The organism is Kribbella sp. NPDC004138 (assembly GCF_053603655.1).
Window position 1 is genome coordinate 1 of sequence record NZ_JBSGFZ010000036.1, and the last position, 23057, is coordinate 23057.

Genomic DNA, 23057 nt, shown 5'->3' on the forward strand with positions numbered 1-23057 from the left:
GGGGGGGGCGTGGGGGGCGGCGCGGGCCTCGAGCTGGGGGGCGTCCCGCAGCTCCAAGTGCCCCCCCCCCCGCCTCTACGACTTGGTGCGTCAGGCCTTGCCGAGGATCCGGTTCAGGTTCGTACCGCACTCGGGGCACTTGGCCTTCGCCATGCGCGTGCCCTTGTCGTTGACCTTGACCTCGCCGTCGGCGGTGCGCTTGGCCTTGCACTTGACGCAGTAGAACTCGCCGCTCCAGGTCTCTGCCATGAGGGCCCTCTCCTTGCTCTGAATTTCAGCCCGGGGTCTCGCCCCGGGCAGTCGTTGGATGCTAACGGCAGACCGTTCCTGCCGTAGGCCGTTCGGCCCAGTCGGGAATCACCCTACGGCAGCTTTTCGCCGGTTCAAGCGCACCTCCCGCTCAGCGCGCCGCGTAATCCCGCCTGGGAAAGCCCTTACCGAAAGTTTCGCCCACACGGAACAGGCTCCCGGTGGTCCGCCTCCGCGACCACTCGGCTTCCCCTCCGAGCGGCCCCGGAAGCGGTCCGGGAGCCTGTTCCCGACGACGCTAGGAGACGCCGGCGGCGGTGGCAAGCCCGCGTTGTCCACCCCTGTGGATAACTCTGTGCGCAACCTGTGGGACGCGCCGCAGGGTGCTGTGGACGGGCGGGGGAACGCGATGTGAACAACCGGGGTCGGCAGGATCAAGATCTGGCGTCTGACCTGCGAAAACGCCCATGCACAGGATGTGGACCGAAGAAAGTTGTCGGAATCTGGGGGTACATTTTTGAGCCATGGCCGACTCTCCACCGCGCCCGATCCCGCCTTACGTGGACATCCGTCGCAGCAAGCGCCGCAAGCGCACGGTCAGCGCCTACCGCGACGGTGAGCGGGTGGTCGTGCTGATGCCCGACCGGCTGTCCGCCGCGGAGGAGGCGCGCTGGGTCGAGACCATGCTGGCGCGCCTGGAGAAGCAGCGCAGCCGATCCCGCGTGTCGGACGAAAAATTGTTGGCCAGAGCACACGAACTCGCGTGTCGTCACCTCCCCGAAGTGCCCGAACCTGCGTCGGTGAGGTGGGTTTCGAACCAAAACAGACGGTGGGGATCGTGCACTCCGGCGGACCGGTCGATCCGGCTGTCGACCCGGCTGCAGGCGATGCCGGGCTGGGTCGTCGACTACGTCCTGGTCCACGAGCTCGCCCACCTGATCGAGCCGACCCACAACGCCACCTTCTGGTCCCTGGTCCACCGCTACCCCAAGGCCGAGCGCGCCGAGGGGTACCTGGAGGGCGTCTCCGCCGCCTCCTCCCTCGACCTCGACGACTTCTGACCCCATCCACCGGCGCTCCCGCCGCGCCCCGCGCAGCGCCACCCTTGCGCCCCGCCTCGCCCCCGCCCCGCGTTTGTACGACGACTTTGAGCGCGCACCAACCGTCTGCGCGGGGCGAGAACGGTTGGTGGGTGCTCAAAGTCGAGCGCAGGGCAGCGGGCCGGGGTGCGTAGGGCGTACGGGAAAGGGTGGGGTGGGGTCTACCCCAGGGGGACCTCGGGGGTTTCCTGCATGGCCGCCGGGTGTCCCGGGCAGCGAGGCTTTTGCCCGTAGCCAGCGCGACGCCAGGGAGCGCTGGGTGGGGCGCCTGAGGGGGCGCAGAGGGGCAGGGTAGGTATGGCCAGGGGACAGATCACGGTACGGGCGGCGCGTTGGAGCGCCACCCATCCGTGGCGGGCGATCGCGATGTGGGTTGTCGTCGTGATCGCCTGTTTCGCGCTCGGCTCGGTGACCGGCACCAAGGAGTCGAAGAACGAGGGGGACATCGGTGAGGTGACCCGGGCGGACGACATCGTCAAGTCCGGCAACTTCGACGACCCGGACGTCGAGAGCGTGCTGATCACGGCTCCGTCCGGACAGCTCGACAGGACCGCGGCGAACCAGGCCGCCGGCGTGGTGATCCAGCAGATGCGCGCCCTCGGTGGGGTCGCGGAGGTCGCTCGGCCGATGCCGTCGCCGAAGAACGACGCGGTCATCGTCCGAGTGACGCTGAAGGACGCGCCGGAGGGGTCGGACGACGATGCGCGGGTCCAGCCGCTGCTCGACACGACCGCCAAGGTCCAGCAGCAGTACCCGAATCTCCGGATCGAGGAGGTCGGCGGGCTGTCGATCGGCAAGGCGCTCAATGAGACGCTCGGCAAGGACTTCAAGCGGGCGGAGATGTTCAGCCTGCCGGTGACGCTGGCGATCCTGCTGGTCGCGTTCGGCGCCCTGATCGCCGCGTCGGTGCCGGTGCTGCTCGCACTGTCCTCGGTCGCCGCCGCGATCGGCTTATCGGCCGCGGCGTCCCAGCTGGTGCCCGCGGTTGACGCGGTCAACAGCGTGATCCTGTTGATCGGTATGGCGGTCGGCGTCGACTATTCGCTCTTCTACCTGCGCCGCGAACGTGAGGAACGCGCCAAGGGCCGCGGCCACATCGACGCGGTCGAGATCGCTGCCGCGACCTCGGGCCACGCGGTCGTCGTCTCGGGGACGGCGGTGATCATCTCGATGGCCGGGCTGTTCCTGGCCCGCGACGCGGTGTTCTCGTCCTTCGCGGTCGGCTCGATCCTGGTCGTCGCGGTGGCCGTCGTCGGTTCGCTGACCGTGCTGCCGGCCGTGCTGGCGAAGCTCGGCCGCTGGGTGGACCGCCCGCGGATCCCGTTCGTGTGGCGGCTGACCGCGAGCAAGGGACAGCCGCGGTTCTGGCCGACGGTGCTGAAGCCGGCCCTGAAGCACCCGATCGCCACCCTGCTGGTCTCGGTCACCGCGCTGCTCGCGGTCGCGTCGCCGGCACTGGGGATGACTCTGAAGTTCCCGGGCACCGAGGACCTGCCGCGGACGACGTCGGTGATGAAGGCGTACGACCGGCTGACTGCGGCCTTCCCCAGCACGGGCACCAGCCACGAGGTCGCCGTACGGGCGCCTGCGGACCAGCAGCCTGCCGTCAAGGCCGCGCTGGCCGAGCTGATGGAGAAGACCAAGGGCGACAAGCTGTTCGCGTCGGACGGTCTCGAGGAGCCGCGGTTCTCCAAGGACGGCACAGTCGCCACGCTCGAGGTCGCCACGCCGTACGAGGGCGGCAGCGACCAGGCCCGGGACTCACTGACCAAGCTGCGCAAGGAGCTGATGCCGGAGACGGTCGGCAAGGTGCCCGGCGTCGAGTACGCGGTCGGCGGGTTCGTGGCCGCGGACGTCGACTACGCCGCCCACACGCGGGACAAGCTGCCGCTGGTGATCGGGTTCGTGCTGCTGCTGACGATGATCGTGATGATGGTGACGTTCCGGTCGGTGGTGGTCGCGATCACGGCGATCGGGCTCAACCTGCTGAGCGCGGCCGCGGCGTACGGCGTCGTCACCGCGGTCTTCCAGAACACCTGGGCCGAGGGCCTGCTGCACTTCCGGTCGAACGGGGCCGTGGTCAGCTGGCTGCCGCTGTTCCTCTTCGTGGTGCTGTTCGGTCTGTCGATGGACTACCACGTGTTCGTGGTCAGCCGGATCCGCGAGGCGGTGCTCCGCGGCGTACCCACCAAGCAGGCGGTCGCCGAGGGCATCACCGGCTCGGCCGGCGTGGTGACCAGCGCGGCAGCCGTCATGATCGGCGTCTTCGCGGTCTTCGCCACGCTGAGCACCCTGGACATGAAGCAGCTGGGCGTGGGCCTCGCCGTCGCGATCCTGATCGACGCCACGATCATCCGCGCGGTCGTCCTCCCCAGCATCATGACCCTCCTCGGCGACGCCAACTGGTGGGCCCCCAAGTGGCTCCGCCCCAAGCAGCCGAAGCACGCCCCCCAAACCCCACCCGCCGCCCCCGACCGCGAACTCACCCCGGTCGGCTGAGACAACACCCCGACGCCCCACCCGAAACTTCTCGGGTGGGGCGCTCGCGATGCCGGAGGATGTTGCCCCGTGCAGGGTTGGGTCAGCCGGCGGCCTGGCGGGCTCGGTGCGTGGCGGCTTTGACGCGGCTTTGGCATTGAGGGGAGTGGAAGCGGCGTTGGCCGTTCTTCGAGACGTCGACGAAGACTCGGTCGCACTGAGGGGCCGCGCAGACGCCTAGGCGGCCGGCCAGGTCGCTGCCGACGGCGAGGGCGAGGCCAGCTGCGCAGCCGGCGGCCCAGCCGTTCGCGAGTTGTTCGTCGGGGCCGTGGAAGTGCAGGCTCCACGGCCGGTCCTTGCCGCGGTCGAGCTGCGGGCGGGCGTTGGTGTCGAGCAGCAACGCGTTGATCTCGTCGGCCGCCGCGTCCAGATCGCCCGCGTTGGCGGCCTCGAAGACGATCCGCATCCGTCCGGCCAGATGCGCCAGCCGCCGCGCGTCGTCGGCCGGTACGGATTTCGGCGGATGGCCGATCGCGGTGAGCGCCTCGGCGACGGCAGTGGTGATCGCGTCGTCGGTGGGGGCGTCGTACGGAAGGCCGCCGGAGTACCCGGGCGTCAGCCGGTTCACGTACTCCACCGACGCGGCCAGCACACTCCGGGCATGACTATCAAAAGACACTTGACCAGTCACGCGATACCTCCGTAGTCTCAGGCTTGCGTGACCGATCATAGCCATTTAGACAGTCATGGGGGTTCGAGGTGGGCACAGTCGTCGCGGCGCGTGGACTGTCCCGCGCGGTGTGGATCCTGGTCGTCGCCCGGGCCGTGAACCGGATCGGAGCGTTCACGCTGCCGTTCCTGGGGGTGGTGCTGTCGGTCGAGTTCAAGGCGTCGCTCAGCCAGACAGGCCTGATCCTGGCGGTCTTCGGTGCCGCGACGATCCCGTCCCGTTTGCTAGGTGGTCAGTTGGCCGACCGGCTCGGCCGGCGCAGCACGATCGTTCTCGGGCTGACGGGTTGTGCCGTCGGGCAGTTGTGGATCGCGCTCAGCCACGCACTGTGGTCCGCCGTCCTCGCGACGATCCTGCTCGGCCTCGCGTTCGAGATCTACGAGCCGCCGAGCCAAGCGATGATCGCCGACGTCACGGAGCCCGAGGACCGCCCCGCCGCGTACGGGCTGTACAGCGCGGCGCTGGCCGCGGCGGGCGTCCTCGCCGGCCTCCTCGCCGCCGCGATCAGCCACTGGGATCTTCGCTGGCTCTTCGCCGCCGACGCGATCACGTGTCTGTCCTGCACCGCTCTCGTGGCCGTCGCACTCCCCGCGGATGTACGCCGGGCGCGGCGCGACGATCTGCCCGACAAGGCTGCGCCTGCGTGGCGCGACCGGCGGCTGTTGCTGCTGCTCGCGGGCGGCACGGTCTTCGCGACGATCTACATGCAGTTGATCATCGGCGTACCGCTGACCCTGCTCGACCAAGGCCTGCCGAAGTCGGGCACCGGCATCATTCTCGCGGTCTCGGCCGTCACCCTGATCGCGGCGCAGCGGCTGCTCCGCGTGCAGCACCTGGACGACTTCCGCGCGATCGCGATCGGCTACGCGCTCGTCGGCGTCGGCCTGGTGGTCGTCGCGCTGGCGCACAATCTCGCGGTCTTCCTGCTCGCCGCGGTCCTGTGGAGCCTCGGCGAACTGTTCCTCCTCACCCGCTACCTCACCCAGGCGTCCGGCCTCGCGCCCGAGAAGGCCCGCGGCCGGTATCTCGCGGTCTTCGGCCTGAGCTGGGGGATCGCGACCACGATCGCGCCGATCACCGTCACCCAACTCCTCGAAACCGCCGGACCCGAAGGCCTGTGGTTGACCAGCGCCGCGGTGGCCTGCGCACTCGCGATACTTCAACCATGGGTCAGGCGACGGCTCGATCCGGATCGGAGGAACGGTGACCGACGCATCGCAACCGACGGGTGACCCGGCTGCCGGATCCTGGTGCCGCCCGTGAACTCGAGTACGCCTGGGACGGTGTCGGCTCCTGTTGGACTGACGCCCTCAGCTCGACGGCTCCAGCCTGACTGTCAGGCCTTTGGCGACTGGGGTGTTGCTGCCCTTCGCGAGGTCGTCGGCGGACATCAGCACGTTGGTCTCCGGGTAGTACGCCGCGACGCAGCCACGCGCCGTCGGGTACGCGACCAGCCGGAAACGCGCCGCCCGCCGCTCGACGCCGCGGAACTCGCTCACGATGTCGACGTACTGGCCCTCCCGCAGACCGAGCTCGGCCAGGTCGTCCGGGTTCACGAAGACGACCTCGCGTGTCCCGTGGACGCCGCGGTACCGGTCCTCGAGGCCGTAGATCGTGGTGTTGAACTGGTCGTGGCTGCGCAGCGTCTGCAGCAGCAACCTGCCGGGCTCGGTCGGCAGCCAGGTCAGGTCGTTCGCGGTGAACTGCGCCCGCGCGTCCGACGTCCGGAACTCGCGCTTGTCCCGCGCGGCGTGCGCGAGCAGGAAGCCGCCCTCGTTCGCGCGGAGCCGATTCTCGAAGTCCTCGTACCCGTCGGCCACCCGCCCGATCCGCTGCCGGATCAGGCTGTAGTCGTCGGCGAAGTCGGCCCACGGGATCTGTCCCACGTCGGGTACGACGTGCTGCGCCAGCGCGCACACGATGCCGATCTCGGACTTCAGCTCCGGCGCCGGCGGAACCAGGTTGCCGGTGGACAGGTGTACTGCGCCCTGTGAGTCCTCGACGGTCACTGATTGCGGGCCGGCCGGCGTGTGGTCGTGGTCCGTGCGGCCGAGTGTGGGCAGGATCAGCGCCTCGCGGCCGGTGACCGTGTGCGACCGGTTGAGCTTGGTCGAGACGTGGACGGTGAGGTCACACTCGCGCAGCCCGCGGTGCACGACCTCGGTGTCCGGGGTCGCCATGGCGAAGTTGCCGCCCATCGCGAAGAACACGCGGACGTCGCCGTCCCGCAGGCGTTTCACGGTCGCGGCCGCGTCGACGCCGTGCTCTCGCGGCGAGGTGAACGCGAACTCGTGGTCGAGCCGGTCCAGGAAGGCGTCCGGCATCTTCTCCCAGATGCCCATGCTGCGGTCGCCCTGGACGTTCGAGTGGCCACGCACCGGGCACGGGCCCGCGCCGGGCTTGCCGATATTGCCCTGGAGGAGCAGCACGTTGACGATCTCGCTGATTGTCGCGACCGCCTCGCGATGCTGTGTCAGGCCCATCGCCCAGCAGATCACCGTCGCCTTCGAGCGGATGAACCGCTGGGCCAGCTCCTCGATTTCGGCCCGGCGCAGCCCGGTCGCGAGTTCGACCGCGTCCCAGTCGAGCTCGGCGTTGTGCTTCGCGTACAGCTCGAAGCCGCTGGTGTGCGACTCGACGAACGCCTTGTCCAGGACCGTACCCGGGGCGGCAGCCTCGGCCTCGAGCAGCAGGTGCCCGAGGGCCAGGAACAAGGCCTGGTCGCCACCGATCCGGATCTGCAGGAGCTGATCGGCGAGCTCGGTCCCCTTGCCGACCCAGCCGCGCGGGCGCTGCGGGTTCATGAAGTTCATCAGTCCCGGCTCGGGCAGCGGGTTCACGGAGACGATCGAACCGCCGTTGCGCTTGGCGATCTCCAGGTGGCTGAGCATCCGGGGCGCGTTGGTTCCCGGGTTCTGGCCGACGATCACGATCAGCTCGGACTCCTCGAGCATCTCGAGCGTGACCGCACCCTTGCCGCTCCCGATCACCTTGGACAGCGCCGTGCCCGATGACTCGTGGCACATGTTGGAGCAGTCGGGCAGGTTGTTCGTACCGTAGGCGCGCACGAACAGCTGGTACAGGAAGGCGGCCTCGTTGCTGGTCCGGCCGGAGGTGTAGAAGACGGCGTCGTTCGGGTCGACGAGGGCCTTCAGATGCCGGGCGACGACCTGGAACGCCTCGTCCCAGCCGACCGGCTCGTAGTGCGTGGCGCCGGCCCGCAGCAGCATCGGTTCGGTGATCCGGCCGAGCTTGCCGAGGTCGAACTCGGAGATCCGCTGCAGGTCGTCGACCGAGTTCTCCGCGAAGAACGCCCGCGGGACCCGCTTGCGGGTCGCCTCCCAGGCCACCGCCTTGGCGCCGTTCTCGCAGAACTCGGCCGCGTGCTTGCGCTTGTGGTCGGGGTCCGGCCAGGCGCAGGACGGGCAGTCGAACCCGCCGTCCTGGTTCATCTTCACGAAGACCTTGCCGGTCCGCGCCGGGCCCATCTCGCGAAGGCCGAACTTGAACGACGACAGGACCGCGGGGACGCCGGCGGCCTTCTTCTTCGGCTGCTCGATATCGACCATGTTTCAACAATAGGTCCAGCTATCGTGCCTCGCTGCTTTGATAGCCGGGGTTGTGGATAAGTGGACGCTCAACCCATCGCCGGGTCGGCGGATATGTGGTCCCATCCCATACCCGGCGGGACCTGGGATTCCTACAGTCGTCGCCCATGGAGACCCGTCGAGCACTCGTCACCGGAGCCGCGTCCGGTATCGGCGCCGCGTGCGCCCAACGCCTGGCAGCGGACGGCGTGCACGTCGTGGCCGTCGACCTCGACCAGGCCGGGCTCGACGCGCTGGAGGGCGTCGAGACGCTGGTGGCCGACCTGTCCGAGCTGGACCGGCTGGCGGAGCTGCCGACGGACGTGGACATCCTGGTGAACAATGCCGGGGTCCAGCAGGTCGCACCGGTCGAGCAGTTCCCGCCGGAGCGGTTCAGCTACCTCCTCCGGCTCATGCTGGAGGCCCCGTTCCGGCTGATCCGGCAGACGCTCCCACACATGTACGGCGCCGGCTGGGGCCGGGTGGTGAACATCAGCTCGGTCCACGGACTCCGGGCCAGCCCGTTCAAGGCGGCGTACGTCGCTGCGAAGCACGGGCTGGAAGGACTCAGCAAGGTCGTCGCACTGGAAGGTGCGCCGCACGGAGTGACCAGCAACTGTGTGAACCCGGCGTACGTCCGGACTCCGCTGGTCACCGCACAACTGGCGGACCAGGCCGCGACCCACGGCCTGTCCGAGTCGGAGGTGCTGGACAAGGTCCTGCTCGAGCCGGTCGCGGTGAAGCGGCTGATCGAACCGGCCGAAGTGGCGGAGCTGGTGGCCGTGCTGTGCGGTCCCGCGTCCGCCTCCATCACGGGGAGCTCGTTCGTACTCGACGGCGGCTGGACCGCCCACTAACAACTCAGGAGCCCGCCCATGACGGCAACACAACCGACCCAGACCCGGACGTCGATCGTCCGCGTGGTCGGCGCGAGTCTCGTCGGTACGACGGTGGAGTGGTACGACTTCTTCCTGTACGGGGTCGCCGCCTCGGTGGTGTTCGGCGACCTGTTCTTCCCGAAGGGGGAGGAGCTCACCGGGACGTTGCTGAGCTTCGCGACGTTCGCGGTCGGCTTCTTCGCCCGGCCGATCGGCGGTGTGGTGTTCGGGCACTTCGGTGACCGGCTGGGCCGCAAGCAGCTGCTGGTGCTGTCGCTGCTGATGATGGGGATCGCCACCTTCGCCATCGGTCTGCTGCCGACGTACGCACAGGTCGGTGCGCTCGCCCCGATCCTGCTCACGGTGCTGCGGCTCATCCAGGGCTTCGCGCTGGGTGGTGAGTGGGGAGGCGCCGTACTGATCGTGTCGGAGCATGGTGATCCGGCACGACGCGGTTTCTGGGCGTCCTGGCCGCAGGCCGGTGCTCCGGCGGGCCAGTTGATCGCGAACGGCGTACTGGCCGGGCTGGCCGCGTTCCAGTCCGAGGCTGCCTTCGACTCGTGGGGCTGGCGCATTCCGTTCCTGCTGTCCGCGGTACTGGTCCTGGTGGGGCTGTGGGTGCGGCTGCGGATCGAGGAGTCGCCGGTGTTCCGGCAGGCGCAGGCCCGCGCGAAGGAGCAGCCGGCGGAGAAGCTGCCGTTCTTCGAGGTGATCACGAAGTACCCGCGCGAGGTGCTGACCGCGATGGGCGCCCGGATGGCGGAGAACGTCAGCTACTACATCTTCACGATCGTGATCGCGACGTACGCGAAGGAGCACCTCGGTCTGGGCAAGTCGTTCGCGCTGAACGCCGTACTGATCGCCGCGGCCGTGCACTTCTTCGCCATTCCGCTGTGGGGCTCGCTGTCGGACCGGATCGGCCGGCGGCCTGTGTACCTGATCGGTGCGGTCGGGGTGGGGATCTGGGCGTTCGTCTTCATCGCCCTGGTGGACACGAAGAACTTCGCCCTGGCGACGCTGGCGGTGACGGTCGGTCTGGTGCTGCACGGTGCGATGTACGGACCGCAGGCCGCGTTTTTCACCGAGCTGTTCGGGACACGGGTGCGGTATTCCGGTGTCTCGGTCGGCTACCAGCTCGCATCGATCATCGCGGGCGGCCTGGCGCCGTTCATCGCGGTCGCACTGCTCAAGGCGTACGACTCGGGCTACGCGATCGCCGTGTACGTCGCAGCATGTGCGGTGATCTCGATCGTCGCGGTGACGTCGTACTCCGAAACCCGGCGCCGGGACCTCACTACCCTGTAGGACCATGGAGGAGCTTCTGCGGCTGCTGGCCGAGGATGCGCCCGGGAGCGAGCTGGCCCGGGCGGCGGGCGAGGACGCGGTGGCACGCGACCTCGCCCTGCGCATCCGGGCGGGCATGGACGCCAGCAAGAAGCGCGAGGCCGAGCTCTCGACCCTGGTCGACGTGGCCCGCGAGCTTGCCTCGGCCCGGGACCCCGGAGACGTCCTCGGCACCATCGTGCACCGGACCCGCAGCCTGCTCGGCGTGGACGTGGCCTACCTGACGCTGTACGACCCGTCCCGCGGAGACACCTACATGCGTGCGACCGACGGGTCCGTGTCGGCGGAGTTCCAGCAGGTCCGCCTCCCGCTCGGCGCAGGTCTCGGCGGTCTGGTCGCGGAGACCTACAAGCCGTACTGGACCGCCGACTACCCGTCCGACGAGCGGTTCCGGCACACGACGGCGATCGACCACGCCGTTGGTGACGAAGGGCTGGTGGCGATCTGCGGAACACCGCTGATCGTCGACGGAGCGTTCGTGGGCGTGCTGTTCGCCTCCAACCGCACGCGGCGCCCGTTCAGCCACGACGAGGTGTCGCTGCTCGGCTCGCTGGCAGCGCTGGCCGCGGTGACGATCGTCCAGGTGCGCGCAGCCGCCGAGACTGAGGCCGCGCTGGAACAGCTGTCCGCGGCCCACGCGGGCGTCGAGCACGCGGCCGCGGCCCACGACCGTTTCGCCGAGATCGTGCTGTCCGGCGGGGACGTGGATGCCATCGCCGCCGCGCTGTCCGAGCTGCTCGACATGTGGGTCGTGCTGGTCGATGCCGGCGGCAACGAGCTCGCCGTCGCCGGCAGCGTTCCCAGTACGCCGGTGCCGTGGCGGGAGTCCGAGTCCGGTCGCTTGACCCGCATCGGTGACTGCTGGGTCGTGGCAGCAACCGCTAAGGGCGAACGGCTTGGCGCGCTGGTCATCGGCGGTGCGGACGACCTGTCGGGTGCAGACCAGCGCATCGTCGAGCGGGCTGCCGTTGTCACCGCGCTGGTCCTGCTCTTCCGCCGACAGGCCGCTGAGCAATCCCAACGCGCCCAGGCGGATCTGCTGGCCGACGTACTCAGCGGAAGCGCCGACCCGCGCGCTCTGACCGACCGGCTCCGTCTACTGGCGCCGAACCATCGGCACGACCGCCTGGTCGTCGCAGTCTGCCGCGGCGACCACTCCGCCGTACGTGCTCGGCTGTCCGCGCCACTGGAAGACAGACTGGTCCTGGCCGGCCCGTATGGCGGGGACTTGGTGCTGCTGTTCGCTCGGACCAGCGCAGCAGCTGTCGCACGCGAGTTGACCGAGGTCGCCAAGCGCACCGGCGTGACCGTCGCTGTCACAGGCCCTGCGACCTGGGGCGAGCCCTTGGTCGAAGCACACCGGCAAGCGTCTCGTCTGGTCACGACAATGCTCCGCCTCGGCCGCACCAGCGAGTCGGCCACACCTGACGACCTGGGCGTGGCGGGCCTTGTAGGCGCGTCCGAGGTCGACCTGCGCACCCACGTGCACCACGTCCTCGGCAAGGTCCTCGACTACGACGACCAGCGAGGCACCGACCTGATCGGCACCCTCCAGGCATACTTCGCCGCCGGCCAGAGCCCGACCCGCGCCGCCACCTCACTCCACATCCACCCCAACACAGTCCAGCAACGCCTCGACCGCGTCACCGCCCTCCTCGGCGACGGCTGGCAGTCCCCGGACCACACCCTCGACATCCAGGTAGCCCTCCGCCTCCACACCGCCCTCGGCTGAGCCGTTCAGAACAGTCCTGGGAACAGGGCCGCGGTTCGGGTGCGGTATCCGGCGTAGGTCGGCAGGGTGCCGATGAGGATCTGTTCCTCGCGCCGGGCGCGGTAGACCTGAAGACCGACCAGCACCATCCAGACCCCGGCAGCTGCCACCGTGCCCGCAGCGATAGCAAGCCCCAGACAGCAGACGATCTCACCGCTGTACAACGGGTGCCGGACCCAGCGGTAAGGGCCGTGCTCGACGACAGAGCGGGCTTGGGCAAGGACCGACAAGTTCTTACCCAGGCTGCGCAGTGACCAGACCGACCACGCGGTGCCGCTGACCAGCAGGACATCCGCGGCCAGTTCCCTGCTCGCGCCGGCGTCCCCGCCGTGCAGCAGCGGAAAGGCGAACGGGATCAGGGTTCCCGTGACCGCGGCCAGGTGAGCAAAGCTGGAGGGACTCGTGGCCTTCGCGGGCCCGCGCCGTACGTAGGCCCAGATGATGAGCGCGTAGAACGCTGCGACCAGGGCGCTGCCAGTCCATCGCAGCGAACCTGCGAGACCACCGCCGGTGGTGTGTGCCAGGGCCACCGTGTCAATCACCAGCATCAGAGTGGCGCAAGGCACCATGATCAGCCGGCCGAGGTCCAGCTTCCGTTCGAGCACAGTCATCGCCGGCCTACTTCCCGAACAGCAGGTGGGCGATGCTGATCATGCCCGGCCCGATGATGACGATGAACATCGACGGGAACAGACAGAAGACGAGCGGGAACAGGATCTTCACCGGCACCTTCTGGGCCTTCTCCTCCGCCCGCTGCCTGCGTCGCAGCCGCATCTCGCGGGCCTGCTCGCGCAGTACGTCGGCGATGGTGATGCCGAGTTCGCCGGCCTGGACGAGAGCCGAGACGAAGGACCGCAGCTCCGGCACTGTCGTCCGATCGGTCAGCGAACGCAATGCCTGCGAGCGGGACTTGCCGATCTGCATCTCCTGCAGGACGCGCGAGAACTCCGCCGCCAGCGGCCCGGTGGTGTTGCGCGCGACCTGCGCCAGGGCCGCGTCGAATCCGAGGCCGGCCTCCACGCAGACAGTGAGCATGTCGAGCGCGTCGGGCAGGGCTCGCTGGAGTTTTTCCTGGCGCTTGACGCCCGCGTTGTAGAGCAGCACGTCCGGAAGGAAGAACCCGGCGGCGCCGGCAAGCGCCGCAGCCACGATCAGCAGACCGACCGAACGCAGGCCGTACGCCACGCCGAGTCCGCCGAAGACGAACAGGCCAAGGCCTTTGGCGGCGAGGATTCTGTCCGGCGTCCACGCCGACGGGTTGCCCGCCAGATCGAGCCGGCGCCGAAGCGTCGCGGTGATGCCCGAGGGCGACAAGCGCATTGCCAGGCCGCGTAGCCAACCCGGCAAGGCCGCGAACGGATCACGCGCGGCATCGACCTCGAGCTGCGGTTGCTGGGCGTAGTGAGCGTCGATGGTGGCCAGGGCCTTCGCGACGCCGCCCTCAGCAGGCCGTGCGGCGATGCCGACGACGGCCAGAACGATGGCGAGCCCGAGAGCGGACAGTCCACCGATCAGGATCACTGTTGCGGTCATGTCACGCCTCCACCTTGATCAGTGCACGGATCCAGAACGAACCGACGATCATCAGGACGACGCCGCTGCCGACCAGCATCAGACCGAACGGCGTGGTGTACAGCGGGCTCATGTACTGCGGCTTGCTGAAGCTCAGCCACGCGCCCAGGACGATCGGCAGGCAGACGATGATGTAGCCGGACAGCCGGCCCTCCGCGCTGAGAGCTCGGACATGGCGCCGGGTCTGGGCGCGTTCGCGCATCGTGTCGACAGTGTTCTTCAGGACCTCTGCCAGGTTGCCTCCGACCTCTCGCTGGATCCGGGTAGCCATCACGACCCAGCGCAGGTCGTCGCAGTCCATCCGGTCCGCGACGTGATTGAGGCCCTCCTCGAGTTCGACGCCGATCCGGGTCTCGGCCAGTGCACGCGAGAATTCACCCGCGGCGGGCTGCGTACCGTCCCGCACGACAGCGTCGACAGCTTGCGGGAGTGAGAAGCCGGACCGAAGCGATCCGACGATCAGTTGCAGAACGTCCGGAAGTTGCTCGCTGAACGCCGCACGACGGCGCCCGATGCGGAAGCTCAGGTAGACGTGCTGCCCCAGCCATCCGGCAACGAGCCCGATGGGTGCGCTCACCAGCGGAGGAAGGCCGATGAGCATCAGCACGGCGGCGAGTACAGCGCCGACGCACAGAGTCAGCAAGGCCCATTCGGCCGGCTTGCGCCTCAGATCCGCGAGATCGAGCCGCTCGGTCAGCCCTTGCTCGACGCCCGCCGAACGCAGCGCCTGGCCGATGAAGCCGACAGCGGTCCTGGCAGCTGCGCTCTCGGAATCGGCAGTCTGGAGCTCATTGCGACTAGGTCCGTAGCGACTGAACTGCTGGGTCAGCCGTCGCGTGACGTCGTCGCGAGCACCCTGCCAGCGGACGAGGATCACGGTGAGCAAAACGACGAGGAAGACGCCACCGAGCAAGGCGAGAAGCTGCCAGGACCAGACGGTCTGGTGCTGCTTCACCGGTGGGGCCGCGGCGGCAGGCTGCGGCGTCGCGGTACTGGACGGCGACGTGTTCGCAGCGAACGTGACCACAGTCGTCGCACTGACCGGGCCCGCCGTGACGCGCAGTGTGACCCGGTCACCGGCCAGCGTGGCCGGTACTGTGATGTCGATCTTCATGCGTGTCGTGAAGTTGTGTGCCACGGTGGCGAACGCCGCGGTCAATTGGCTGGCGTTCTGGGCTGTCAAGATGCGTCCACCGGCAGCTGTTGCGATCTGCTGGGCTGCTGATGAGTCGCTGCTTCCGTAGCGGAAGGCGACGACGTCAGCTGGGACGTGGGCGGCCGCGAGCTGGCTGGTGACCAAGGCGAGCGTGGCCCTACTGGACGTGTCGACTCCGTCGGACAACACGACCAGCCGACGTTGGGCGGATTCGCCAAGACCGGCTGCCTCCAGCGCGGAGGTTCCGGCACGGACCGCGTCGTACAGCGCCGTGTTTCCCACCGCTTGCACGTGGTTGAGCGCGTCGCGAATCAAGAGGCGGTTCGCGGCGGGGGCAACGACGAGCCGGGGGCGATCGGAGAACGTGAGCAAACCCGCCCGTACGTCGCTCGGCAGCGTAGCCAGGTAGCTCAGCGCGGCCTGACGCGCGGCCAGGATGCCGGACCCGGCCATCGAGCCACTGGTGTCGAGCACGATGATCACCGCGCGCGTGGGAGCCGTCGTCACGGTCGTACTGCTGACTGGTGTGACCCGCGCGGGCAGCTGAGTCCGGCCTGCGTCCACGTGCACGACCTTTGGATCGAGCTCGCCGGGCAGGCCGGCCGTCGTGAGCACCATGTCCGCGTGCCCCGGGCTCACCTGGACCGAATCGATCCGGGCCGACGGGCCGGGTTCGGCCTGCGCCACGCCCGGAATGAGCGCCGCGAAGCCGGCGAGCACCGCGGCGATGCCGGTGCGTAATCTCGTAGCGGTCGTCATCGGACGACCTCGTCGGCAGCGAACATCCGCGGCGGAAGGACGACGCCCCGATCGGCGAGCCGGTCCAGGAACCCCGGACGCAGCCCGGTGGACCGCAGCGTTCCCCGGAACCAGCCGCGGTCGTCGACGCCCGCGTGGAAGTCGAACAAGAACAGGTCCTGCAGCGTGACGACCTCGCCCTCCATGCCGGCGACCTCGGTGATGTGCGTGATCCGTCGTGTCCCGTCCTTCAGCCGGGTCTGATGCACGATGAGGTCGATCGCCGACGCCATCTGCTCGCGGATGGCCCGCTGCGGCAGCTCCACACCGGCCATCAGCACCATCGTCTCGAGCCGGGCCAGCGAGTCGCGCGGCGCATTCGAGTGCACGGTGGTGATCGAACCGTCGTGGCCGGTGTTCATCGCCTGCAACATGTCAAGTGCCGCGCCGTCGCGGACCTCACCGATGATGATGCGGTCGGGACGCATCCGCAGGGCGTTACGAACCAGGTCCCGGATCGCGACCTCGCCCTTCTTCTCCACGTTGGACGGCCGGGACTCCAGACGCAGTACGTGGTCCTGGCGGAGCTGCAGTTCGGCCGCGTCCTCGATCGTGACGATGCGCTCGTCATCAGGCAGGAACGAGGACAGGACGTTCAGGGTCGTGGTCTTGCCGGAGCCGGTACCGCCACCGATCAAGATGTTCAACCGCCCGCGTACACACGCTCGGAGGAGTTCGGCCACCGGCGAGGTCAGCGTCCCGAACGAGACGAGGTCGTCGACGGTGAACGGGTCGGCGGCGAACTTCCGGATCGTCAGCAGTGAGCCGTCCAGCGCGATCGGCGGTACGACGGCATTCACCCGGCTGCCGTCGGGCAGTCGAGCGTCGACCATGGGACTGGCCTCGTCGACGCGCCGGCCGACGCGGGAGACGATCTTGTCGATCGTGCGTCGCAGGTGACTCTCGTCGGAGAACGAGGCGTCGACAGACGTCAGACGGCCCTCTCGCTCGACGTAGATCTGGTCGTGGCCGTTGACCATGATCTCGGAGACGCCCGCGTCTCGCAGGTACGGCTCGAGCGGTCCGTGTCCGAGGATCTCGTCCGCGACCTCCTGGGCGACGCGTCCGCGGTCCGCGACGGTCATCGGTGTGTCGTCGCGCTGGAGCACCGATTGCAGCGTCTGGGTGACCTGCTGCTCGAGTTCACGCTGGTCCAGGTGCGCGTCGTACAGCTTCGGTCCCAGGGTCTCGAGGAGGCCTTGATGCACGCTGCGCTTCACACCTGCGAAGGGGTCGCTGTTGCGCGCCGTACGACGGGGAACAGCGTCGGCCGTCCGCGGCTCGGAGTTGCCGGTGGAGGCGGGCCGCGCGGTCTGGTGATCCTGTCCTGGGCGTGATTGCCGCTGGGCAAGGCGTTCTGCGAGGTTCATCATCGCCTCCCGGCGCCGCGGCGGGCGAAGGGCCTGTGCCGTGCCGGTTCCGACTGACTCAGCACCCGCTCGCGAGCGAAGCGGGCGATCGCCTGGCTGACCGGGTGGGTCGGCGTCGCGATCACGATGGGGGTCCCCTTGTTGATCGAAATGGGGACGTTGCGGCTCGACGGAACGTGCCCGTCGATGGTGCTGCGCACCACCCTCTCGACATCGCCTGCCGACAGCCCGACTTTCGAGTCGGACCGGTTGACGACCACGGAGCGGATACCGCGCGAGTACGAGAGCAGATCGAGCATGTCCAGGGTGATCCGCAGGTTCTTCATCGCCGGGGTGTCCGGGGTGGTCAGCAGGACGTGATGATCGGAGACGTCCATCGCCGTCAGCACGTGCTCGCTGAACTGTGCCGGGGTGTCGACCACGACGAAGTCGTACATTCCCCGCAGGACAGCGAGCAGTTCACCGACGAGCGATGCAGGGATCTTCTCGGCGTCGCCAGGGGTCACCGGTGCCAGCAGCATGTCCAGCCCGGGTCGGTACGACGTGACCAGCGAGGCCGCGCCGGTCGTGTCGAGATGGCCGGCCATGGGGAGTGCGTCGCTGATCGTGCGCACCGGATCGAGCTGGACGCTGATCGCGACATCGCCGAAGGCGAGGTCGAGATCGACGACGCAGATTCGATGGGTTTCGCTCGTAGCCAGAGCAGCGGCCAAGTTGATCGCAACGGTGGTCTTGCCGCACCCGCCCTTGGCGGAGAACACGGTGACGACCTTGCCGTGGTGTGTCGGCTCGGCATCGTCATGACCGTGAACATGGCCGGACAGGGCCCGCGAATGGTCGCAGGCGGCGCTCAGCGCAGCGTTGTCGCCTGCTGCGACCACCTCGCGCACACCGGCTCGGATGGCGTCGGTGAGCACCGTGACGTCGACACGCTCGCGGATCAGGATCACCCCGATGGCAGGGCGTTCGAGGCGCAGTCGTGCGCTGAACTCCAAGGCCCGGCCGGTCTCGACAGCCGGACCCACCACGATCAGGTTCTCGCTGGGGTCTTCGCTCAGCGCCAGGAGTGCCGCGCCGAGATCGTCGACGCTTCGCACGCCGGTGCCGATGCTCGAGATCAGGTCTGCCGGCACGTCGGCCGGCTGGCACAGGATGGTCATCGTGATCGTCTCCTCACTTCTTCTTGGCCGGCAGCGTCGGGAACAGTGGCTCGATGTGGTCCTCGACCTTGACCTGGGTGGACGGACCGAGCAGTGCCAGATACGGCAGCGAGGTCTGGGTGAGCAGGATGAGGCGCTCCGCGTCGGTCTGACTGCCGGCCAGGGTGACCAGCAGCATGTCGTTCTGCGCGGACGCGGAGCCCTGGGACAAGCCGCCGCCGGCGGACTTCGAATCCTGCGCGGCCGGACCGATGGCAATCACCCGAATCTTGGGGATGACGACCCGGGTGTTGCCGAGACCCTTGCCGAACTGCTGCTTGTGCTGGCCGGTGCAGTTCGGCTGCCCGCTGACCTCACTGTTGTTGCCAGCGACAACCGTTCCGAAGACCGCGACGTCGGACCCGGCCTTCACGTTCCCGGCCACGGCCTCGGCGCTGCACAGCGTGATGGTGACGGCGACCTTGCCCTCAGGAATCGTCAGACCGCTGGTGGCCTGCGCGGCCGACACCAGCATCGACTTCAGGAGTACCTGTCCGGGTTTGAGGTCGGCCGTGGTCACCAAGGATTCCTGCGCCGGCGTGATCTCCGCCAAGGCCTCGGACGACACCGACGACGCCGGCAGCGTTTCCTCGTGCAGCGAGGCCTTTGCCTCGGCGGCGGTGGTGCCCGACGGGATCACCTTGCCGGCGACGAGCACGGTCACCGCTTGCTGACCCGCGACCGCGCGGGCGTCCGCGCGATTGACGTAGACGAGTACTGCGCCTGATCCGACGACAGCCAGCGCGACCGCCAGCATGATGGTCACAACTCTGCGTTTCATGGTTCTCTCTTCTCTGCTGGCGGCTCTAGCCGGCGAGTTTGACGGCGGTAGCGCCGAAGTAGGTGCCGTCGCCGATTTGGGTGGCGACCGGGACGAGGGCCTGGGTGAAGTGGCCGTAGATGCAGGACGGCGTCGTTGCTCCGTTCGGGCAGCTGCCTTTCGTGAACGGTGCCGGGATGGCGTCCTTCAGCGGGTTCATGTTCGCGTAGCCGGTGAGGATGAACGCGGCGAGTCCGACGAGGTGGTACGTGGCGCCGCTGCCGGTTCCGGTGGTGGTGTCGAAGATCGGGATGAAGATCGGCGTCTTGTTTGCGACGTAGGACAACAGCGCGCTCTGGCACGCCGCGGACAGGTTCTTTCCAGGGTCGCTGCCGGTGACGTACCCGTTCTGGGTGAGGTCGATGGCTGCAGAGCATCCGCCGATGTCGTTCAGCCAGCCGAACTCGCCGGGCGCACTGAGGCCACTGCAGGTGGGCGCGTTGGGTGCGTCACGCACGTAGATTCGCTGATCCACGCCGAAGACCGGTGGCGTGCCGCCACCCGTCGCCTGCGTCCAGGCGCAGAGCGAGAGCGTCATCGCGAGCGATTTGGCGCTCTGGATCGCGGGTCCCCAGCTCGCCCGGGCACAGGCGAGGATCGTTGTCCCCTGGTAGCTCCCGTTGCCGGTCAGGGCGCGAGCGAACACCGGCGGCAGCAGCGAGGATCCGCCCGTTGTCCTGGTGGCCGTATGTACGTCGACGTAGTTCTTGTCCGCGGACGTGGGCGCCGGGCAGTCGACCAGGGTGCCTGAGGACCCCGGGCAACTCGCCAGACCGCCCTTGGGGCCACAGACCAGAGTGACGGCGGATGCGCCGTCCTTGGCGTTGAGATTCGCGTACTTCGCGGCCTCGTCGACTTTACAGTCGCCGTTGGCGCAGCTCCTCGCGACCGCGAGAGATCCGGCGTCGGCGCCGTTCTGCAGCTCGGCGCGCTCCTGGTACACGGTGCCGACATCGACGGTCAGAGCGGCCAGGCCGAGCAGGACACCGGATGCGAACAGCACGCCGATCAGCGCACCGAAGGCGCCGCGGTCGTCGAGCCGGAGCATCTGCATCATCGGTCGAGCGAGACGTGAGATCAGGTTTCGCATGGCATTGCCCCCCGTGCAGTCAAGGTGGTCTGACCGCTCATACCGCTACCGCCGAAGAAGCTGACGAGATAGCCGAGGCCCGGCGTGAACTGGAACGTATAGGTGACCTGAACAGCAGAGTTGTTCGCTGCGGTGGCGCCGGTCGGGCACGACGACTGAACGGATGCGGTGACCGGGCTCAATCCGGTCGCGGCCGCCTGCGTGCGACTGACGGCGTCGGTCCGGCCGAGTGCGACCAGGCGGGCGCCCTCCCGGGCAGCCTGGGTCAAGGTTTCCTGCGCGTTGAGCATCCGGCCGAAGTCGATGATGCCCAGCAGGATCAGCAACAGCAGGGGAAGCAGAAGCGCGAACTCGACGGCGGTGGCGCCACGGTCCGCGCTGCTGCCCCCATGTACCGACGAGGGAAGCATGCGGCGTACTCGTGCCGCGGGCCGCGTGCGAGGTGTGCGACCGTGGTGAGTTTCCCCGCCGCGATTCCCTCGTCTCGGATACATGAGTTCTCCCGGTGATGAAGACTGGCCGGCTGACAGTGGTGTGACCGGCTCGACTGGTCGGATCAGGGGGCGCCGAAGACGCCCGCGAACAGGGCAGCAACCGCTGGGCCGAGAATGGCGACCAGAGGCGCGGCGACAACCGCGATCAATGTCGCCACCAGGCCGTACTCGAGCATGGTCGCGCCGCGATCGTCGCGCCGTACTGATCTGCCTGCGGCCTTGACGAACCACATGAGTTCGCGCATCCGGACTCCTTGGCTGGGAGGCGGTGGCGGCCCGGGCCACTCCGGCCGGGCCGCACCACCCCACGGGATCGGACTGGATCGGCAGATCGCTCCGGACCGTCAGAGGCTGCCGATGATGCCGGTGAAGAGGCCGGCGATGGCGGTCCCCAACGGGCCGACTGCGGCGGCGACGATGACCGCGATCAGGGCGACCATCAGGCCGTACTCGATCATGGTCGCGCCGCGCTCGTCGTTGCGGATCTGACGGACGAGGGACTGCATGTAGGTGCGCAGGTCGTTGAGCATGTGGAACTCCTTCTACGGGCGGTGGATTCGGGTCCCACCGCGTTCGGTCGAACGGCGATCTGCCGATCGGTACCGCAAAGGTGCACGATCGTTGCCCCGTCGCGGCATCGGTCGATCGGTCAGACCGCAGCCCTCGACAGGCCGACAACGCCTCGCACCGGTCGACACGTATGTCGTCCGTTCGGACGACATGTCACTCGAACGGCTGCTCTGCGCATCCACTCGGTCAGTCCCGCGCCCGGATGGTTCCGGAGGCCGGCGAGCCGCCCTAGCTTGGCTGGCATGAACATCGAGTGGGCTCTGGCCGGAGGAGCCGTCGGCCTCGTTGCCGGCTTGCTTCTGCGCGGCACCGTTTTCCAGTTGTCCGTGGCCTCAGGCGAGCCGCTGCGCACCAGTTGCGAGAGGTGCGGCGAGCCCGTCAGCGGCCGCTTCGCCTTTCGTTGTCAGGGCTGCCACCGCTCGCTCGGCCGACCGCTTGTGCTGGAGCTGCTCACCGCTGCAGTTCTTGGTCTGCTGTTCTGGCGATTCGCCGGAGCGCCTGATGCAGCCGGGTTTGCCTTCGTCGGGGTCGTCGGGGTCGCATTGGCAGCCATCGACATCTCCGTGCAGCGCTTGCCTGACCGGCTGACTCTTTCGCTGTACCCGGGCTTGGTCGTCCTGTTCGGACTGGCTGCAGTCCTCAACGGACATCCGACCGAGCTGGTGCGCGCACTGCTCGGTGGAGTGGCGCTCGGTGGCGGCTACCTGATCCTCGCGGTCTTGAGTCGCGGTCAGCTAGGCGGTGGAGACGTGAAGCTTGCCGGCGGGCTCGGCATCGCGCTCGGCTGGCTTGGATGGCCGGTGTTGCTGACCGGCGCGGCCGCGGGGTTCGTGCTGATGGGCGTGGCGAGCGTCGTGTTGTTGCTCGCGGGCAGGATCACGCCGAAGGACTCGATCAGCTTCGGACCTTTCATGCTTGCCGGAGCCCTGCTGACAGTCATGACCAGTACGTGATCTGGACCAGCTGCGGGCATCTGTTCCGTCGTACTAGGGCCTAAAGTCCCTATCCGACGCCCGACGCCGTTACCTAGTGTGACTGCGACACGGGGAGGTTTACTATGAGTCACGACATCAGGATTGTCGTGGTCGACGGGCATACGCTGACGCGCTACGGCCTGGTCGGACTGGTGAGCGGCGAGCCCGGGATGACGATCGTCGGTGAGACCGGCCTGGGCTCCGAGGCCGCGGCGACGGTCGCCGACGCGGACGCCGATGTCGTCGTACTCGACATCGCGCTGCCCGACGCCGACGGTCTGTCGATCGCACGCGAGTTGCGCGACCGGTACGCCGGTCTGGGAATCGTAGTGCTGACCTCCAACGGCGAGGACGACTTGCTGTTCCGTGCGCTCGAGGTCGGGGTCTCGGCTTTCGTCCCGAAGGTCGCGCCCGCGACCGAGGTGCTGCCCGCGATCCGGCATGCGGCGGTTGCGGCCGGCTCGTTCATCGCCACCGGCCTCGGCCAGGCCGTCGCTCGACGGCAGAGCGCTGTTGCGGCGACGGTCGCTCGACCGGCCGTCGGGGTGTCGCTGAGTCCGCGCGAAGCGGAGGTGCTGGCGATGCTGGGCAGCGGCCTGTCCGTTGCCGCGATCGGGGCGTCCCTGTACGTCAGCCACTCGACGACCAAGACCTACATCGCCCGTCTCTACGAAAAGCTGGGCGTCTCGAACCGTACGCAGGCGCTGATGGTGGGGCTACAGACCGGCCTGCTCCCGCAGCGCATGGGCGCCGGAATTTGATAACCAAGCATTCAACCATCTCGGCGAAAAGCACCCACGCGGAAACCGTAACGGACCGTATGCGTCAGCCGATCACAGTTACAGCAGGTCACAACAGTCCATCTCCAGTTGGGGGA

The 23057-nt window shown here is 68.4% G+C and carries 21 protein-coding genes; 8 read left to right on the forward strand and 13 right to left on the reverse strand.

The genetic code is table 11. The features are described from left to right. Positions 1–90 precede the first annotated feature (90 nt). Positions 91–249, reverse strand: coding sequence for a DUF5679 domain-containing protein (locus tag ACWEOO_RS37460; protein WP_012922897.1), 159 nt, complete (start codon positions 247–249; stop codon positions 91–93). A 524-nt stretch (positions 250–773) separates the two neighbouring features. On the opposite strand from ACWEOO_RS37460, the gene ACWEOO_RS37465 reads away from it, so the two are divergent. Beyond that, entirely contained in the window at positions 774–1310 is a 537-nt protein-coding gene (locus tag ACWEOO_RS37465) for a M48 family metallopeptidase (protein WP_359925727.1), read from the forward strand. A 336-nt stretch (positions 1311–1646) separates the two neighbouring features. After that, positions 1647–3848 carry an MMPL family transporter gene (locus ACWEOO_RS37470; RefSeq protein ID WP_452147079.1) on the forward strand — a complete coding sequence of 734 codons (2202 nt, stop codon included), beginning with the start codon at positions 1647–1649 and terminating at the stop codon, positions 3846–3848. Positions 3849–3930: 82 nt separating this feature from the next. Here the strand turns inward: ACWEOO_RS37470 and ACWEOO_RS37475 are convergent, their stop codons facing one another. Then, positions 3931–4518: a CGNR zinc finger domain-containing protein gene (locus ACWEOO_RS37475; protein WP_452147080.1), complete on the reverse strand. Its 588-nt coding sequence runs from the start codon at positions 4516–4518 to the stop codon at positions 3931–3933. Between the two features lie 68 nt (positions 4519–4586). Between ACWEOO_RS37475 and ACWEOO_RS37480 the strand changes: the two genes are divergently transcribed. Beyond that, positions 4587–5789: an MFS transporter gene (locus tag ACWEOO_RS37480; RefSeq protein ID WP_452147081.1), complete on the forward strand. Its 1203-nt coding sequence runs from the start codon at positions 4587–4589 to the stop codon at positions 5787–5789. 78 nt (positions 5790–5867) lie between these two features. On the opposite strand, the gene ACWEOO_RS37485 is transcribed toward ACWEOO_RS37480, so the two are convergent. After that, a complete protein-coding gene (locus ACWEOO_RS37485; RefSeq protein WP_452147082.1) occupies positions 5868–8126 on the reverse strand; it encodes an FdhF/YdeP family oxidoreductase in 2259 nt (752 codons plus the stop codon). A 146-nt stretch (positions 8127–8272) separates the two neighbouring features. Here ACWEOO_RS37485 and ACWEOO_RS37490 point away from each other — a divergent pair, with 146 nt between their 5' ends. The 3 genes from ACWEOO_RS37490 to ACWEOO_RS37500 are packed head-to-tail and all read left to right on the forward strand — an operon-like array spanning position 8273 to position 12098. Further along, entirely contained in the window at positions 8273–9001 is a 729-nt protein-coding gene (locus ACWEOO_RS37490; protein WP_363717088.1) for a 3-hydroxybutyrate dehydrogenase, read from the forward strand. Between the two features lie 18 nt (positions 9002–9019). Then, positions 9020–10327: an MFS transporter gene (locus ACWEOO_RS37495; RefSeq protein ID WP_359925708.1), complete on the forward strand. Its 1308-nt coding sequence runs from the start codon at positions 9020–9022 to the stop codon at positions 10325–10327. A 4-nt stretch (positions 10328–10331) separates the two neighbouring features. Then, the gene (locus ACWEOO_RS37500; RefSeq protein WP_452147083.1) at positions 10332–12098 is read left to right on the forward strand and encodes a helix-turn-helix domain-containing protein; all 1767 of its coding nucleotides are present in this window, start codon (positions 10332–10334) and stop codon (positions 12096–12098) included. 5 nt (positions 12099–12103) lie between these two features. Here the strand turns inward: ACWEOO_RS37500 and ACWEOO_RS37505 are convergent, their stop codons facing one another. The 10 genes from ACWEOO_RS37505 to ACWEOO_RS37550 form a co-directional block, all read right to left on the reverse strand. Further along, the gene (locus ACWEOO_RS37505) at positions 12104–12748 is read right to left on the reverse strand and encodes a methyltransferase family protein (protein WP_452147084.1); all 645 of its coding nucleotides are present in this window, start codon (positions 12746–12748) and stop codon (positions 12104–12106) included. A gap of 7 nt (positions 12749–12755) precedes the next feature. Further along, the gene (locus ACWEOO_RS37510) at positions 12756–13670 is read right to left on the reverse strand and encodes a type II secretion system F family protein (RefSeq protein WP_452147085.1); all 915 of its coding nucleotides are present in this window, start codon (positions 13668–13670) and stop codon (positions 12756–12758) included. A 1-nt stretch (position 13671) separates the two neighbouring features. After that, the gene (locus ACWEOO_RS37515) at positions 13672–15624 is read right to left on the reverse strand and encodes a type II secretion system F family protein (RefSeq protein WP_452147086.1); all 1953 of its coding nucleotides are present in this window, start codon (positions 15622–15624) and stop codon (positions 13672–13674) included. After that, on the reverse strand, positions 15621–17033 hold the full coding sequence (locus tag ACWEOO_RS37520) for a CpaF family protein (RefSeq protein ID WP_452147087.1): 1413 nt from the start codon (positions 17031–17033) through the stop codon (positions 15621–15623). Before ACWEOO_RS37520 ends, ACWEOO_RS37515 begins: the two co-directional genes overlap by 4 nt. Beyond that, positions 17033–18193 (reverse strand): AAA family ATPase, encoded by a 1161-nt coding sequence (locus ACWEOO_RS37525; RefSeq protein ID WP_452147088.1) that lies wholly within the window; start codon positions 18191–18193, stop codon positions 17033–17035. Before ACWEOO_RS37525 ends, ACWEOO_RS37520 begins: the two co-directional genes overlap by 1 nt. A gap of 13 nt (positions 18194–18206) precedes the next feature. Then, complete coding sequence (cpaB, locus tag ACWEOO_RS37530) at positions 18207–19013, reverse strand: Flp pilus assembly protein CpaB (RefSeq protein ID WP_452147089.1); 807 nt, start codon at positions 19011–19013, stop codon at positions 18207–18209. 25 nt (positions 19014–19038) lie between these two features. Further along, positions 19039–20109: a TadE/TadG family type IV pilus assembly protein gene (locus ACWEOO_RS37535; RefSeq protein ID WP_452147090.1), complete on the reverse strand. Its 1071-nt coding sequence runs from the start codon at positions 20107–20109 to the stop codon at positions 19039–19041. Between the two features lie 20 nt (positions 20110–20129). Then, positions 20130–20552 (reverse strand): TadE/TadG family type IV pilus assembly protein, encoded by a 423-nt coding sequence (locus ACWEOO_RS37540; RefSeq protein WP_452147091.1) that lies wholly within the window; start codon positions 20550–20552, stop codon positions 20130–20132. Positions 20553–20698: 146 nt separating this feature from the next. Then, positions 20699–20881, reverse strand: coding sequence for a Flp family type IVb pilin (locus tag ACWEOO_RS37545; RefSeq protein ID WP_452147092.1), 183 nt, complete (start codon positions 20879–20881; stop codon positions 20699–20701). Positions 20882–20980: 99 nt separating this feature from the next. Next, the gene (locus ACWEOO_RS37550; RefSeq protein WP_452147093.1) at positions 20981–21166 is read right to left on the reverse strand and encodes a Flp family type IVb pilin; all 186 of its coding nucleotides are present in this window, start codon (positions 21164–21166) and stop codon (positions 20981–20983) included. A gap of 282 nt (positions 21167–21448) precedes the next feature. Here ACWEOO_RS37550 and ACWEOO_RS37555 point away from each other — a divergent pair, with 282 nt between their 5' ends. Both ACWEOO_RS37555 and ACWEOO_RS37560 read left to right on the forward strand, forming a co-directional pair. Further along, positions 21449–22159, forward strand: coding sequence for a prepilin peptidase (locus ACWEOO_RS37555; RefSeq protein WP_452147094.1), 711 nt, complete (start codon positions 21449–21451; stop codon positions 22157–22159). A gap of 104 nt (positions 22160–22263) precedes the next feature. Beyond that, positions 22264–22941, forward strand: coding sequence for a response regulator (locus tag ACWEOO_RS37560; RefSeq protein WP_452147095.1), 678 nt, complete (start codon positions 22264–22266; stop codon positions 22939–22941). The last annotated feature ends 116 nt before the right edge of the window (positions 22942–23057 follow it).

Bases quoted from the DNA above. Each gene is read 5' to 3' on its own strand.
- ACWEOO_RS37460 (WP_012922897.1), bottom strand. From the start codon at position 249: ATGGCAGAGACCTGGAGCGGCGAGTTCTACTGCGTCAAGTGCAAGGCC.
- ACWEOO_RS37525 (WP_452147088.1), bottom strand. From the start codon at position 18,193: ATGACCATCCTGTGCCAGCCGGCCGACGTGCCGGCAGACCTGATCTCG.
- cpaB (WP_452147089.1), bottom strand. From the start codon at position 19,013: ATGAAACGCAGAGTTGTGACCATCATGCTGGCGGTCGCGCTGGCTGTC.
- ACWEOO_RS37560 (WP_452147095.1), top strand. From the start codon at position 22,264: ATGAGTCACGACATCAGGATTGTCGTGGTCGACGGGCATACGCTGACG.
- ACWEOO_RS37465 (WP_359925727.1), top strand. From the start codon at position 774: ATGGCCGACTCTCCACCGCGCCCGATCCCGCCTTACGTGGACATCCGT.
- ACWEOO_RS37545 (WP_452147092.1), bottom strand. From the start codon at position 20,881: ATGCGCGAACTCATGTGGTTCGTCAAGGCCGCAGGCAGATCAGTACGG.
- ACWEOO_RS37550 (WP_452147093.1), bottom strand. From the start codon at position 21,166: ATGCTCAACGACCTGCGCACCTACATGCAGTCCCTCGTCCGTCAGATC.
- ACWEOO_RS37470 (WP_452147079.1), top strand. From the start codon at position 1,647: ATGGCCAGGGGACAGATCACGGTACGGGCGGCGCGTTGGAGCGCCACC.
- ACWEOO_RS37520 (WP_452147087.1), bottom strand. From the start codon at position 17,033: ATGAACCTCGCAGAACGCCTTGCCCAGCGGCAATCACGCCCAGGACAG.
- ACWEOO_RS37555 (WP_452147094.1), top strand. From the start codon at position 21,449: ATGAACATCGAGTGGGCTCTGGCCGGAGGAGCCGTCGGCCTCGTTGCC.
- ACWEOO_RS37510 (WP_452147085.1), bottom strand. From the start codon at position 13,670: ATGACCGCAACAGTGATCCTGATCGGTGGACTGTCCGCTCTCGGGCTC.
- ACWEOO_RS37535 (WP_452147090.1), bottom strand. From the start codon at position 20,109: ATGATGCAGATGCTCCGGCTCGACGACCGCGGCGCCTTCGGTGCGCTG.
- ACWEOO_RS37505 (WP_452147084.1), bottom strand. From the start codon at position 12,748: ATGACTGTGCTCGAACGGAAGCTGGACCTCGGCCGGCTGATCATGGTG.
- ACWEOO_RS37500 (WP_452147083.1), top strand. From the start codon at position 10,332: ATGGAGGAGCTTCTGCGGCTGCTGGCCGAGGATGCGCCCGGGAGCGAG.
- ACWEOO_RS37540 (WP_452147091.1), bottom strand. From the start codon at position 20,552: ATGCTTCCCTCGTCGGTACATGGGGGCAGCAGCGCGGACCGTGGCGCC.
- ACWEOO_RS37495 (WP_359925708.1), top strand. From the start codon at position 9,020: ATGACGGCAACACAACCGACCCAGACCCGGACGTCGATCGTCCGCGTG.
- ACWEOO_RS37485 (WP_452147082.1), bottom strand. From the start codon at position 8,126: ATGGTCGATATCGAGCAGCCGAAGAAGAAGGCCGCCGGCGTCCCCGCG.
- ACWEOO_RS37490 (WP_363717088.1), top strand. From the start codon at position 8,273: ATGGAGACCCGTCGAGCACTCGTCACCGGAGCCGCGTCCGGTATCGGC.
- ACWEOO_RS37515 (WP_452147086.1), bottom strand. From the start codon at position 15,624: ATGACGACCGCTACGAGATTACGCACCGGCATCGCCGCGGTGCTCGCC.